Below are 13,447 nucleotides of genomic sequence, written 5' to 3'. Positions count from 1 at the left end.
CTACAGGAGATTTATCTGCGCCAAGAGATTGGTCGGCTCGTAGGCCGCCATCGCGAGCAGGCTCACTCCTACAGAAGATCAAAAGCCGAATGCAAGCTCTTCACCACTCAACAGGATGAGCGTTAGCTCGGCTGCAGCTCTTGATCTTAAGCCCCAGCGTACGACCCGCTCGCTGGGGCTCGGGGTTCCCGAGCTACGGTGTGCCGAAGGGGCATGAGATCAAAACCCAAAGATCGCAGCCTTCGGCAGCTCCTACAGGAGATTTTTCAGCGCCAAGAAATTGGTCGGCTCGTAGGCCGCCATCGCGAGCAGGCTCACTCCTACAGAAGATCAAAAGCCGAACGCAAGCTCTTCACCACTCAACAGGATGAGCGCAAGCTCGGCTGCAGCTCTTGATCTGTAAGGCGACGTCGGAAGGCTGAGTGGAGGGATTGATCCGGGCGTGGGAGCGCAGCGACCGTACGACGCAGTCGTACACAGCGGAAGGAGGTGCAGCGAAGCAAACCGGAGCCGCTGCGCCCGGATTGATCCCGCAGCGAAGGAACCCGAGCCTGCGAGGGCCGAACGCAGGAGCAAGCCTTTTCGGTTACCTTTTTGGCGTTTGAAAAAGGTGACCCGCCGTAAGGGCGGAACCGTAATCAGCAACACCCACAAAAACGGATATTCACCCAGAACCCCAAGAGCCTGGTCGGCCCAAAGGCCGCCAAGAAGACAAAAAAAAGGGCAACCGAAGTTGCCCAAAATGCCTTGCGTGCTCATCAAATCCAGAAAGACCTACTTCTTGCGCTTATTCGCATCCTTCCAGATAAAAAATCCAAACCCTGCAAAAAACAGAACCATGAGCCCCACGGTCAGAACCCCGGCAAACACCACGTTATCGAAAAACATGACTGTGGCCTCCCGGCCCCTGCTTTGCTGCGATGGAACTAAGTTAACCAATCACGCAGGCGCAGAAATTGACCAGGATCAAGTCCGGTCAACACAGAAGGTAAAGGCGGGAAAATAACTGACCTGCATCAACGGATGCGGAGGGAGATCAACGCTTTTTCGGTTTCTTTTTCGGCTTTTTCTGGGTTTTTCCCAGCGGCATGGCCTGTTCGAAGGCCTTGCGCACTTCGTTCAGGCGTTTCTCGTTGAGGTCATGCACACGCTTGGCGCGTTCAGTGCTGAGGTCGATCAGTTTGTCATCTTGGCTCATGGCGTTGGGCGCATCGCTTGAAGAAATCACAACTGCCGCATCGCCGGCAGGACTGCGCCAATCATGCCGCCTGACGTCAGCGCTGACCAGCCACCGCTCTACAACAATTCATGTAAATGAACCGATTCAGATCTCGATATCGACCCACAAGCCCTGACGCGGCTGATCTTCCATCAGCGGCACCACCGGCACCGTGTTGTCGGCATTGAGTTCGGTGCCAGGCACGGCGAGGTGTTCTTCCGGGTCTTCGTCGGCTTCGCGTCGGCGGCGATCACGCTCCTGCTGGCGGCGTTGTTCTTCGCGCGCCAGCAGTCGATCCTCTTCCGGATCGCGTTTTTGCAGGTCGATCGTGCTTTCGTTGGAGCTTTCCTGCACCGGCACCACCGGAGGGATGTCCGGCCGCTGGCGAATCGGATCCTGCTGGGAAGTGATCGGCACAGCGCTCAAGGGGAGCATCGGTGGCAGCATATAAAGGGTCTCCTGTCAGCAGGCTATCGGCTTGGGCGAAGCTGGCTTGAGCCGCTGGTCGCAAACTTGTGACCGGGTTGGCACTCACAGGTGCCGCACGCCTTCGAAAAACCGACGCATGACCGCCACCTGCCTCGACTTGCAGCTTGCAGCTAAAAGCTCGCAACTGCTCCTAATCCTTTGGCCTCGGGCCCTCATTCCGTTAAGATAGCCCGCTTTTTCAAGGTGGGAGTCAGGCAGCATGGCGCAGCAGTATCAACCGGGGCAACGCTGGATCAGTGACAGCGAAGCAGAGCTTGGTTTAGGCACCGTTCTGGCACAGGACGGCCGCTTGTTGACCGTGCTTTACCCGGCCACTGGCGAAACCCGCCAGTACGCGCTACGGAATGCGCCCCTCACCCGCGTGCGGTTCTCGCCGGGTGACACCATTACTCACTTCGAAGGCTGGAAGATGACCGTGCGCGAAGTCGACGACGTCGACGGGCTGATGGTCTATCACGGCCTCAACGGGCAGAACGAAGCGGTCACCCTGCCGGAAACCCAGCTGTCGAACTTCATCCAGTTCCGTCTGGCCAGCGACCGTCTGTTCGCCGGGCAGATCGATCCGCTGGCGTGGTTCTCCCTGCGCTACAACACCCTGGAACACACCAGCCGCCAGTTGCAGTCCTCGCTCTGGGGCCTGGGCGGCGTGCGTGCGCAACCGATCGCGCACCAGCTGCACATTGCCCGTGAAGTCGCCGACCGCATCGCGCCGCGCGTTCTGCTGGCGGACGAAGTGGGTCTGGGTAAAACCATCGAAGCCGGTCTGGTGATCCATCGCCAACTGCTGTCGGGCCGCGCCAATCGCGTGCTGATCCTGGTTCCGGAAAACCTGCAGCACCAGTGGCTGGTGGAAATGCGCCGCCGCTTCAACCTGCAAGTGGCGTTGTTCGACGAAGAACGCTTCATCGAAAGCGATGCCACCAACCCGTTCGAAGACACCCAGTTGGCGCTGGTCGCGCTGGAGTGGCTGGTCGAAGACGAGAAGGCTCAGGACGCGCTGTTCGCCGCCGGTTGGGATCTGTTGGTGGTCGACGAAGCACACCACTTGGTCTGGCACGAAGAAAAAGCCAGCCCCGAGTATTCGCTGGTCGAGCAACTGGCTGAAGTGATTCCCGGCGTGCTGCTGCTCACCGCCACCCCGGAACAACTCGGTCAGGACAGCCACTTCGCCCGCCTGCGCTTGCTCGACCCGAACCGTTTCCATGACCTGGCCGCGTTCCGCGCCGAGAGCGACAACTATCGCCCGGTGGCCGAAGCCGTTCAGGAACTGCTCGACAAGGGGCGCCTGTCGCCGGAAGCGCACAAGACCATCCACGGTTTCCTCGGCAACGAAGGCGAAGCCCTGCTGACGGCGGTCAACGATGGCGATACCGAAGCCAGCGCCCGTCTGGTGCGTGAGCTGCTCGACCGTCACGGCACCGGCCGCGTGCTGTTCCGTAACACCCGCGCCGCAGTGCAGGGTTTCCCGGAACGCAAACTGCACCCGTACCCGCTACCGTGCCCGGACGAATACCTCGAACTGCCGCTGGGCGATCACGCCGAGCTGTACCCGGAAGTCAGCTTCCAGGCCCAGCCGGACGCCAGCGAAGAAGAGCGCTGGTGGAAATTCGACCCGCGCGTCGAGTGGCTGATCGATCAGCTGAAAATGCTCAAGCGCACCAAAGTGCTGGTGATCTGCGCCCACGCCGAAACCGCGATGGATCTGGAAGACGCTCTGCGCGTACGTTCCGGCATCCCGGCCACGGTGTTCCATGAAGGCATGAACATCCTCGAGCGTGACCGCGCCGCCGCCTACTTCGCCGACGAAGAGTTCGGCGCGCAGGTGCTGATCTGCTCGGAAATCGGCAGTGAAGGTCGCAACTTCCAGTTCGCTCATCACCTGGTGCTGTTCGATCTGCCGTCGCACCCGGACCTGCTCGAGCAGCGCATCGGTCGTCTCGACCGGATCGGCCAGAAGCACATCATCGAGCTGCATGTGCCGTATCTGGAAACCAGCCCGCAAGAGCGCCTGTTCCAGTGGTACCACGAAGCGCTGAACGCGTTCCTCAACACCTGCCCGACCGGCAACGCCTTGCAGCATCAGTTCGGCCCACGCCTGCTGCCGCTGCTCGAAGAAGCGGATGATGGCGAGTGGCAAGCGCTGATCGACGAAGCACGCACCGAGCGCGAGCGCCTGGAACAAGAGCTGCACACCGGTCGTGACCGTCTGCTGGAACTCAACTCCGGCGGCGCTGGCGAAGGTGACGCGCTGGTCGAAGCGATCCTTGAGCAGGACGACCAGTTCGCCCTGCCGATCTACATGGAAACCCTGTTCGACGCGTTCGGCATCGACAGCGAGGACCATTCGGAAAACGCCCTGATCCTCAAGCCGAGCGAGAAGATGCTCGACGCCAGCTTCCCACTGGGCGACGACGAAGGCGTGACCATCACCTACGACCGCAACCAGGCGCTGTCGCGCGAAGACATGCAGTTCATCACCTGGGAACACCCGATGGTGCAAGGCGGCATGGACCTCGTTCTGTCCGGCTCGATGGGCAACACCGCCGTCGCGCTGATCAAGAACAAGGCGCTGAAACCGGGCACCGTGCTGCTGGAACTGCTCTACGTCAGCGAAGTGGTCGCGCCGCGTTCGCTGCAACTGGGCCGCTACCTGCCGCCGGCCGCCCTGCGCTGCCTGCTCGACGCCAACGGCAACGACCTGTCGCCACGGGTCTCGTTCGAAACCCTGAACGATCAACTCGAAAGCGTGCCGCGTGCCAGCGCCAACAAGTTCATCCAGGCCCAGCGCGATCAGCTGACGCCACGGATCAACGCCGGTGAAGACAAGATCACCCCGCGTCACGCCGAACGCGTGGCCGAGGCCCGTCGTCGTCTGGCCGCCGACACCGACGAAGAACTGGCACGCCTGACCGCGTTGCAAGCGGTCAACCCGACCGTGCGTGACAGCGAACTGGATGCGTTGCGCAAGCAGCGTGAACAGGGTCTGGCGATGCTGGACAAAGCGGCGCTGCGCCTGGAAGCGATCCGGGTGTTGGTGGCGGGTTAAGCCCTCTGCTCCACCGCTATAAATGAAAAGGCCCGCAGTGATGCGGGCCTTTTTGTTCAGGGCAAAAAACAAAGATCGCAGCCTTCGGCAGCTCCTACAGAGGATCGCATTCCAATGTAGGAGCTGCCGAAGGCTGCGATCTTTTGATCTTAAGCAGTCGCCGCTGCAACATCAGGCTCAACCACCGCCACCAGTCCCTCCTTCATCCGCTGCGCATCGCGCACAAAACACCGCGCCGCGAGAAACAGAAACACCATGGTAAAGAACAGCGCCACCGGTATCAGGTACATGGCGTCATGCAGTCCCACGGCCTTGAACGCCTCGGTCATCTGTTCCGCTCCCGCCGAAAGCATTGCCGATTGGGCAAAGTGATCGGACAAGGCGCCCACCACCACCGGCCCCAGTCCGCCGCCAAGCAGGTACAGCCCGGCAAAGAACAGCGCCATCGCCGTGGCCCGCAGGCGCGGCTCGACCACGTCCTGAATCGCCGTGTACACGCAGGTGTAGAAGTTATAGGCAAACAGCCAGCCGACGCTGAACACCGCGACGAACACGCCGATCTCGACGCGCCCGGCATGCAGTGCCCACGCGGTGCACAGGGTCGAAATGATCAGGCTGAAGCCGGCAAACAGCAGCCGGCCGTTGGCGATCCGTTGATGGATCTTGTCGGCGATCCAGCCGCCGAGGGTCAGGCCGATCAACCCGGTGATACCGACAATCACCCCGGTCGCCACCGCCGCCTCCTGCAACGGCATCAGGAAATATCGCTGCAGCATCGGCACCAGAAACGAGTTACAGGCGTAGGTGGCGAAGTTGAAGCACAAACCTGCCATCACCAGCCACAGGAACGTCGGCACGGCGAGCACGCGGCGGATCGGCTTGTCGACTTTCTCCTGGGACACCTGCACGGTTTCTGCCGCGCCGCGTTTGGGCTCCTTGATGAAGAACATGAACACCGCGAGGATCAGCCCCGGCACCGCCGCAATAAAGAACGGCGCGCGCCAGCTGTCGAACGCCTTGACCATCGCGCCGATGGTGAAAAACGCCAGCAGCAGCCCCAGCGGCAGACCGAGCATGAAAATGCCCATGGCCCGAGCCCGGCGGTGCGCCGGGAACAGGTCGCCGATCAATGAGTTGGCCGCCGGTGCGTAACTGGCTTCGCCAATGCCGATGCCCATGCGCACCAGCAGGAAACTCCAGAAGCTGCCGACCAGTCCGTTGACCGCCGTCAGCGCACTCCAGGTCGCCAGACCCCAGCCCATCAGTTTGCTGCGCGAACCGGTGTCGGCCATGCGCCCCAACGGCAGACCGGCAATCGCATACACCAGGGTGAACGCGGTGCCGACGATCCCCAGTTGAAAGTCGCTGAGGTGCCATTCCATGCGGATCGGCTCGATGATGATCGCCGGAATGGTGCGGTCGAAGAAGTTGAACAGGTTGGCCAGGAACAACAGGAACAGAATGCGCCAGGCATTCGCCGCTTGGGTCGAGTTCTGCATGGGTCCGTCTCTTTATTGTTATAGGGCTTCACTGCCGTCGCATCCGAGCCCGGAACCTGCAATCTAGACACGCCTGACGGGGCTGTCTGTGATCATTCGTCAGCCTGATGACGGGCCATGGCACTGTAACGAAACGTAAGCCCTTGATAACACTGAAATCCCCCATAAACCGGGGCTTTCACGGCAAAACCCGGCTACAAAAAAATACTTTCGCGCCCCCCTTCCCAAGTTCATGGCGAAGTCTAGAATAGCCGCCGGATCCGTCCGGATTCGCCGATCAACCCCTTTGATACCCTCCCTAATGTCCGAAGTCAGTCCGTGTCTGAATTGCGGTGCCTGCTGTTCCCATTTTCGTGTGTCTTTTTTCTGGGGTGAATGCTCATCCTCCGGGGGTACGGTGCCCGATGAACTGGTGACACAGATCACCCCCAGTCGGGTGGCGATGAACGGCACCGACTGCAAATCACCGCGTTGTACAGCGTTGGTCGGTGAAGTGGGCAGCAACGTGCAGTGCTCGATTTATGAGCAGCGCTCCAGCCCCTGCCGCGAGTTCGAGGCGTCGTGGGAGAACGGTGAACAGAACGTCGACTGCGACGCCGCCCGGGCGCGCTTCGGCTTGCCACCTCTCGACCCGGAATGGAACCAGATCCATTACGACCAGAGCGCCTGACGCTTAGCACCAATCGCTATTAGGCTCATGCCGAAATCGTTGACTGCAATATGCCACTATCGCTTGCACGGCAAAAACCGCCTCTATACTGCTTTCATTCGCCTGCGTTGATGACGCAGTAGGGACGACTTCAGAGACGGGGCATGCTATGGAGTGGCTTGGTTTGCAGTTTGTTACCGAGCTGCCGGAGAGCGGGCAGGTCATTCTCGATTGCACACATAATCCCTTGCTGGTGCTGGTGGCCTATCTGGTCGCCTGCGCCGCGAGTTTTGCCACCCTCGACATGGCCGAGCGGGTCGGTCACGCCGAAGATCCGGGTTCGCGACGGGTGTGGCGCTGGATCGGCGCCACCTGCCTGGCCAGCGGCATCTGGGCCATGCACTTCATCGCCATGCTGGCGTTCCAGGCGCCGATCGAAATCCACTACGACCTGGCGATCACCCTGTTTTCCCTGCTGATCGCCCTGCTCGCCTCGTGGCTGGCGATGCACACCTTGAGTGGGCCGCAGCCCAGCCTGGTGCACTACCTGAAAACCGCCATCATCATCGGTCTGGGCATCGCCGGCATGCACTATGTCGGCATGGCGGCGATGCACTCGGTGGCCAATGCCTACTACCAGCCACTGTTGTTTTGCCTGTCGATCGTGATTGCGGTCGGTGCCAGCTTCGCCGCACTGTGGGTCGCCGGTTACTTGCGTGAAGGCAGCGGGCGTTTTCATCAATTGCTCAAATACACCGCTGCGATGATCCTCGGCGCCGGCATCATCAGCATGCATTTCACCGGCATGGCCGCAATGCGCCTGGTGTTGCCCGAAGGCGCCGCGCCGACCCTGAGTGCCGAAACCAATCACCTGCAACTGGGCCTGACGGTCGCGCTGATCATCCTGCTGATTCTGGGTAGCGCAATCAGTGCGGCGCTGGCCGACAAGAAACTGCAGAGCAAGGAGCACGACCTGCGCCGGGTCAATGCCCTGCTCAGCCAGCTTGATCAGGCGCGGATGTCACTGCAACAAGTGGCCAACTATGACGCCCTGACCAACCTGATCAACCGTCGCGGTTTCAACCAGATCTTCGCCGAGAAACTCAACCAGAAAACCAGCGAAGGCGGTATGCTCGCGGTGATGTTTCTCGATATCGATCACTTCAAGCGAATCAACGACAGTCTCGGCCATGACGCCGGCGACGCCCTGCTCAAAGTCATCGCCAATCACATCAAAAGCTCGGTGCGCAGCCATGATGACGTGGTCGCACGGTTCGGTGGCGACGAGTTTTGCATCCTGATCGGCCTGCATGAGCGCGAGGAAGCGCGCAACATGGCGCAAAGGATCATGCTGAAAATGAAGGAGCCGATCGAGCTGGCCGGACGGCGCATGGTGATGACCACCAGCATCGGCATCAGCCTGTTTCCCGACGACGGCACCACTTGCGAAGAACTGCTCAAGCACGCGGATCTGGCGTTGTATCAGTCCAAGGGGGCCGGACGTAACGGCCTGCATTTTTTCAGTTCAAACATGAAGACCCGCGCCAGCCTGGAACTGCAACTGGAAGAAGAACTGCGCCAGGCCCTGCGCGAAGAACACGGGCTGACCCTGTATTACCAACCGATTTTCGAACTGAAAACCGGCCGGGTGACCAAACTCGAAGCGTTGATCCGCTGGCAGCACCCGGTGCACGGCCTGCTGGCCCCGGACCGTTTCATTGCGATTGCCGAAACCAACGGCCTGATCGCCGAGCTGGACAATTGGGTGCTGCGCCGGGCCTGCGCGGACCTTGGCGAACTGACGCGCCATGGCTGCGACGAACTGAAAATCGCCTGGAACTGCTCGCCACTCAACCTCGCCCGGGAAGAGCTGGCCGATGAGATCGAAAGCGCGCTGCGCAGCGCCGGGGTCGCGCCGGAACGGCTGGAACTGGAGGTCACCGAAAACGCATTGATGGGCAACATCGCCAACACCCTGGTGTTGTTGCGGCAAATCCGCGCCCTCGGTGTGTCGTTGTCGATCGACGACTTCGGCACCGGCTATTCGTCGCTTGCCTACCTCAAGCGCCTGCCGCTGAACACGTTGAAAATCGACCGTTCGTTCATCCTCGACATTCCCACGGCAACCGCCGACATGGAGATCGTCCAGGCGATCATCGTCATGGCCCACACCCTGCATCTGCAGGTGGTGACCGAAGGCGTGGAAAGCCTGGAGCAGTACGAGTTTCTTGAGCGCTCGGGCTGCGACTTCATTCAGGGTTACCTGCTCAGCCGCCCGGTGCCGCTGGACGAATTACGCCCCGTGCTGGAAGAAATCAACCAACGCAAACACGTCCACGCGGTCAATCCGTTGAGTCTGGCGCGCGGTACATTTGTATCAGTGTCGCTGGATCCTTCTGCAAAAAGCCCTGCGCCCCATGCAGGCGCATCAGTTGTGCGGCCAATCCGCTGATCGGCGTGGCCGAGCCCTGTTCGCGAGAGAATTTAACCGCCGTATCGAGATCCTTGAGCAACGTGCGCACATGCCATTTCACCGGTTCGAAACGGCTCTCGGCCATTTGCGGGGCGAGGATCTGCAACGGTTTCGAATCGGCAAAACCACCGGCCAGCGCTTCAGCGATCAGGCTGGCATCGACCCCGGCCTGTTCGGCCAGCGCCACCACTTCGGCAATCACCAGCGCATTGCAGGCGACGATCATCTGATTACAAGCCTTGGTCACTTGTCCGGCGCCGATGCCGCCCATGTGGGTGACACGCTGACCGAGGTTGAGCAGCACCGGGCGCACCCGGTCCAGATCCGCCGTTTCACCGCCAACCATGATTGCCAGGCTGCCCGCCTCGGCGCCGACCACGCCGCCGGACACCGGTGAATCGAGCCAGCTCATGCCGGTGTTCTGCGCCAGCTCGGCGGCCATTTCACGTGTAGCGGTCGGTTCCAGGCTGGAGAAATCCACCAGCAACTGGCCTTTTTTCGCACCTTCAGCGACACCGCCGGCGCCAAACACTACCTCGCGCACCACCGCCGTGTCGGCCAGGCAGAGCATCACCACCTCCGCGTGTTCGCACAATTGGGCCGGGGTCGCTACTTGCCGGGCGCCAGCTTCGACCAGTGGCGCGCACTTGTCCGGGTTGCGATTCCACACGGTCAGCGGGTATCCCGCCGCCAGCAGACGGCGGCAAATCGGCAGTCCCATCAAGCCGATTCCGGCAAATCCCAACGAAGGTAGCGTTGACATCATTTTGCCTCTTTTCGATTAAAGATCACCGAATGATGGCCGATTCATGAACGATCAGGAAAGGATTCCCCCGCGCGACGATCAGGCCAAGCCCCTGACGCCCGGGCCAAATACGCGCAGTCAAAGACGCGAGATTCTCTTTCCGTGAGGCTCGATGACAACGGTCGCCGAGCCAACCCTGTCCAGGTATATGGCGCACAATGACTTCTAAAAACAATCCGGCCACCGCGGTATCCGATCTGCCCCTGAGCCCTGCGGCGAACAGCCCGGCTCCGATGAAGCCATTGCCTCCTTCGCGCCCGCTGGGCACTCACCAATATCTGTACTACACCGAAACCAACACTGACCGCATCCTCGACAACCTTGACGGCCTGCGTGATCTGGTGTTCCCGCGCCCGCCGCACCTGGAAGGTGACAACGAGCAGCACAACGATCAGGAGTTTCCGTCGGTGTGCCTGATCGGCCTCGGTCGCTGCGGTTCGAACATCGCCCTCGACGTCGCGGAGCTGGTGTACAACGCCCGCAAGTTCTACCTCAACGAATTCAACAACGAAGACCGTGCGACGGACCGGCGTCTGGCCGACAAGGGCTACAGCCCGGCGCAGTGGATCAAGCACAACCTGCGCATCGGCCCGAACAAATCGAGCAAACCCGTGTTCCTGGTGGAACCGCTGGTGATGCTCGGCGACCTCGACAAGGACATCGCCGGGCGCATCCGTTTTTCGCGCAAGGGCGAGAAAAGCGGCTTTCTGCGCGACTACAGCAAAATGAAGATCATGGACTTGTCCGAAGTCCACGCCGGTGGCGCCGGTAACGCGCCGATCCTCGGCCAGTACCTGGCCAAGATCATCCTCAACAAGGACACCCAGCGTTTTTCCAGCCCCGACTGGAAAATGATCCACTCGTACCTGATCGACAGCTGCGGCATCAAGGCCAACCAGTCGCGCCTGTACTTCTCGATCTTCAGTGCCGGCGGTGGTACCGGTTCGGGCATGGCCTCGGAATTCGGTCTGGCCCAGCAGCACTCGTACATGAACAAGACGTTCGACACCAAGCCGATGGACGAGCATGACGGCAAGAGCGGGCATTCGTTCGTGTTCGAGCCGATCTTCACCAGCGGCATCTGCGTGCTGCCGAACATTTCCGACCACCGCAGTGAAATGTCCGAGGCGCTGCACATCAACGCCGGACGCCTGCTGTGCAAATACCTGTCGGAAGAATGGGATTTCTCCTACAACTTCGCCAATGAAGACAGCAGTGAAGCCAGCGTCATGGGCCGCATCCGCCCATGGAACGCGATGATGCTGATCTCCAACGACATCATGCGCTACGCCGAAGAAAGCGATGACGGCAACATCCAGAACATTGATGTCAATGCGATGGAGAAGCACGCCAACCAGTACATCTCGCAGCAGATCTTCAACATCCTGACCGCGCAGGCGGTGACCACCGATTACGACCAGAACTACTTCCGCCGCGCCGGCATCGACATCGGCGAAACCATTCGCCTGGATGCCAACGACCTGTTCATGAGCCTGGCCGGCCCGGTGGCGATCGCCTACGCCGAATCGGTGGTGCCGGAAACCCCGCCGCCGAGCAGCGACAAGTTCAAGGTGTTCGACAAAGAACCACAGCGCCTGAACATCGACGACCTGTTCTTCCGCTCGATCGACCTGCCGCACTTCAACAAGGTCACCCAGGCGATCGAAGGCATCAGCCTGCTGCCGATCGAATCCAAGCGCTATCGCGCGTCGCTGGAGCAGTACAAGAACTCCGGCTATGACGCTGCCGCCCTGCACGACCTGCACTTCTTCAAGAACTGCTCGTCGGTGGTGTCGATCGTCTCGCTGCCCAAAGACTACAAGCTGTCGTACATGGACCTGAACCGGTTGAAGACCCACCTCAACAGCCTGTTCCCCAACACCACGCTCAAGCGTTATGCGCTGGTGATCGGTGCGTCGGCCAACCTGTCGCTGACCACCCTGATCGCCAAGAGCCCGTGCCTGTCGGACGACTTCCTGACGTTGATCGTGGCGTTCATCAAGCGCTGCTTTGCGAAGACTCCGTACCGTTTCGACGAGACCCTGGACAATTCGATTCTCGACTTCATCATTCATGAAGACTTCGACGAAGAGCGCATCGACGACCTGCTCAACGAATTCGAGAACCCGGCGAAAATCCTCGACACCAACTGGTACGCGATCAAGCCGATGTACGAGAAGAAATACCGCGAGCTGATCAACGACAAGGACAAGTTCGTCTCGATCAACGACATTCGCCTGTCGCGTGATTGCGTGAAGAAGGCGATCAAGTACCTGCGCGAGATCTACCGTCACCGCATCGGCAAGACCAAGGTTATTTCCCTCAATAACCATACCGGCAAGACTTACTCGGTCTGATCACAGACCGAGTCGCGGCAATCGCGAGCAGGCTCACGCCTACAGGGGAACGCATTTCCATTGTAGGAGTGAGCCTGCTCGCGATTGGCCCTTTCAGGCCGCGCAAATCCCACCAATCCAGCATTCAGAAACAATTAAGCAGCCGTTAGGCTGCTCAATAAACTGTGCCCGTTACGTTTACGTCACCGTTATGCCACCCACGCTTGTGGCGTTTCTCTACGGCAACGTGCCATCACGCTACTCGGCTACACACTTTCCTACAGACGAAGCACGCACCATCAAGGTGCAACCGCTCAGACCTGCGCCCTTTCCTGGATCAGAATCCACGGACTGACCACCACCGCCCACAGCGCGGGATCGCGTTCGAAAATATCCAGCGCCCGCGTTTCAGACAGCTTGGCGACCTTGTCTTCGGCCAGCCAGGCGGCGACTTTCTCGCCATCATCCGAGGCCACGGCTTCGGCGGCGGCGATCAAATCCAGGGCCGGGTCGACCCACAATAGGGCACCCTTGGCGAAGAACGGCTCCAGCTCTTTCCAGGTAATAGATGCGGTTTCACCAAGCAGCTTGGCATAGAGGGTGCTAGGTTCTTGATTCATGGGACTGTCCGGAAAAGAAATCGACGCGAATGATAACGTCGGTGGTCCGGCAGCAAAACCCGGTTGCAAATGGCTTCACCGAACGAAAAGAGCAGGAACGCCAAGGAATGCTGCTGTTTGGGGCATAAGCCCCACGAAAGCCCCGCCGCAATTCTGTCTTTTTCATTCAAAAATGCGACACCCACAAGTTTTGCCCCCTGGCGCCAGCTTCCCAGGCCAACAACCGGCGCTCTACACTGTACCGGTACAGTTGCCGGGGGCATTTCCGGAGGGTATCGCAAAGATATCTGACCCGGTTCTGCTGCTACGGC

General features: G+C 60.2%; 10 protein-coding genes. 4 read left to right on the top strand and 6 right to left on the bottom strand.

Features of this window, described 5'->3' with window-relative positions; genetic code table 11:
- Positions 1–774: 774 nt before the first annotated feature.
- From ccoM to KKQ10_RS14655, 3 genes are all read right to left on the bottom strand, one after another.
- Entirely contained in the window at positions 775–888 is a 114-nt protein-coding gene (ccoM, locus tag KKQ10_RS28565) for a cytochrome c oxidase subunit CcoM (protein ID WP_003222396.1), read from the bottom strand.
- A gap of 148 nt (positions 889–1,036) precedes the next feature.
- A complete protein-coding gene (locus KKQ10_RS14660; protein ID WP_164747860.1) occupies positions 1,037–1,198 on the bottom strand; it encodes a hypothetical protein in 162 nt (53 codons plus the stop codon).
- 126 nt (positions 1,199–1,324) lie between these two features.
- Positions 1,325–1,666, bottom strand: a complete 342-nt coding sequence (locus KKQ10_RS14655) for a hypothetical protein (protein ID WP_003222394.1) — start codon at positions 1,664–1,666, stop codon at positions 1,325–1,327.
- Positions 1,667–1,907: 241 nt separating this feature from the next.
- On the opposite strand from KKQ10_RS14655, the gene rapA reads away from it, so the two are divergent.
- Positions 1,908–4,754: an RNA polymerase-associated protein RapA gene (gene rapA / locus KKQ10_RS14650; RefSeq protein WP_127649668.1), complete on the top strand. Its 2,847-nt coding sequence runs from the start codon at positions 1,908–1,910 to the stop codon at positions 4,752–4,754.
- Between the two features lie 149 nt (positions 4,755–4,903).
- On the opposite strand, the gene KKQ10_RS14645 is transcribed toward rapA, so the two are convergent.
- Positions 4,904–6,253: a spinster family MFS transporter gene (locus KKQ10_RS14645; RefSeq protein ID WP_215501503.1), complete on the bottom strand. Its 1,350-nt coding sequence runs from the start codon at positions 6,251–6,253 to the stop codon at positions 4,904–4,906.
- Between the two features lie 301 nt (positions 6,254–6,554).
- Between KKQ10_RS14645 and KKQ10_RS14640 the strand changes: the two genes are divergently transcribed.
- The gene (locus KKQ10_RS14640) at positions 6,555–6,923 is read left to right on the top strand and encodes a YkgJ family cysteine cluster protein (protein ID WP_215501502.1); all 369 of its coding nucleotides are present in this window, start codon (positions 6,555–6,557) and stop codon (positions 6,921–6,923) included.
- A gap of 148 nt (positions 6,924–7,071) precedes the next feature.
- Complete coding sequence (locus KKQ10_RS14635) at positions 7,072–9,354, top strand: putative bifunctional diguanylate cyclase/phosphodiesterase (RefSeq protein WP_215501501.1); 2,283 nt, start codon at positions 7,072–7,074, stop codon at positions 9,352–9,354.
- Here the strand turns inward: KKQ10_RS14635 and KKQ10_RS14630 are convergent.
- Positions 9,245–10,141: an NAD(P)-dependent oxidoreductase gene (locus KKQ10_RS14630; RefSeq protein ID WP_215501500.1), complete on the bottom strand. Its 897-nt coding sequence runs from the start codon at positions 10,139–10,141 to the stop codon at positions 9,245–9,247. The two genes, KKQ10_RS14635 and KKQ10_RS14630, sit on opposite strands and share 110 nt — an antisense overlap.
- A 197-nt stretch (positions 10,142–10,338) precedes the next feature.
- On the opposite strand from KKQ10_RS14630, the gene KKQ10_RS14625 reads away from it, so the two are divergent.
- A complete protein-coding gene (locus KKQ10_RS14625; RefSeq protein WP_215501499.1) occupies positions 10,339–12,537 on the top strand; it encodes a hypothetical protein in 2,199 nt (732 codons plus the stop codon).
- A gap of 293 nt (positions 12,538–12,830) precedes the next feature.
- On the opposite strand, the gene KKQ10_RS14620 is transcribed toward KKQ10_RS14625, so the two are convergent.
- Positions 12,831–13,136, bottom strand: coding sequence for a DUF2288 domain-containing protein (locus tag KKQ10_RS14620; protein ID WP_127649662.1), 306 nt, complete (start codon positions 13,134–13,136; stop codon positions 12,831–12,833).
- Between the last annotated feature and the right edge of the window lie 311 nt (positions 13,137–13,447).

It is taken from the genome of Pseudomonas sp. MG-9 (assembly GCF_018729515.1).
In the GTDB taxonomy this organism is placed as follows: Bacteria; Pseudomonadota; Gammaproteobacteria; order Pseudomonadales; family Pseudomonadaceae; genus Aquipseudomonas; species Aquipseudomonas serboccidentalis.
Note: the sequence above shows the minus strand (reverse complement) of the source record. Positions and strands in the feature narration are given on the sequence as shown.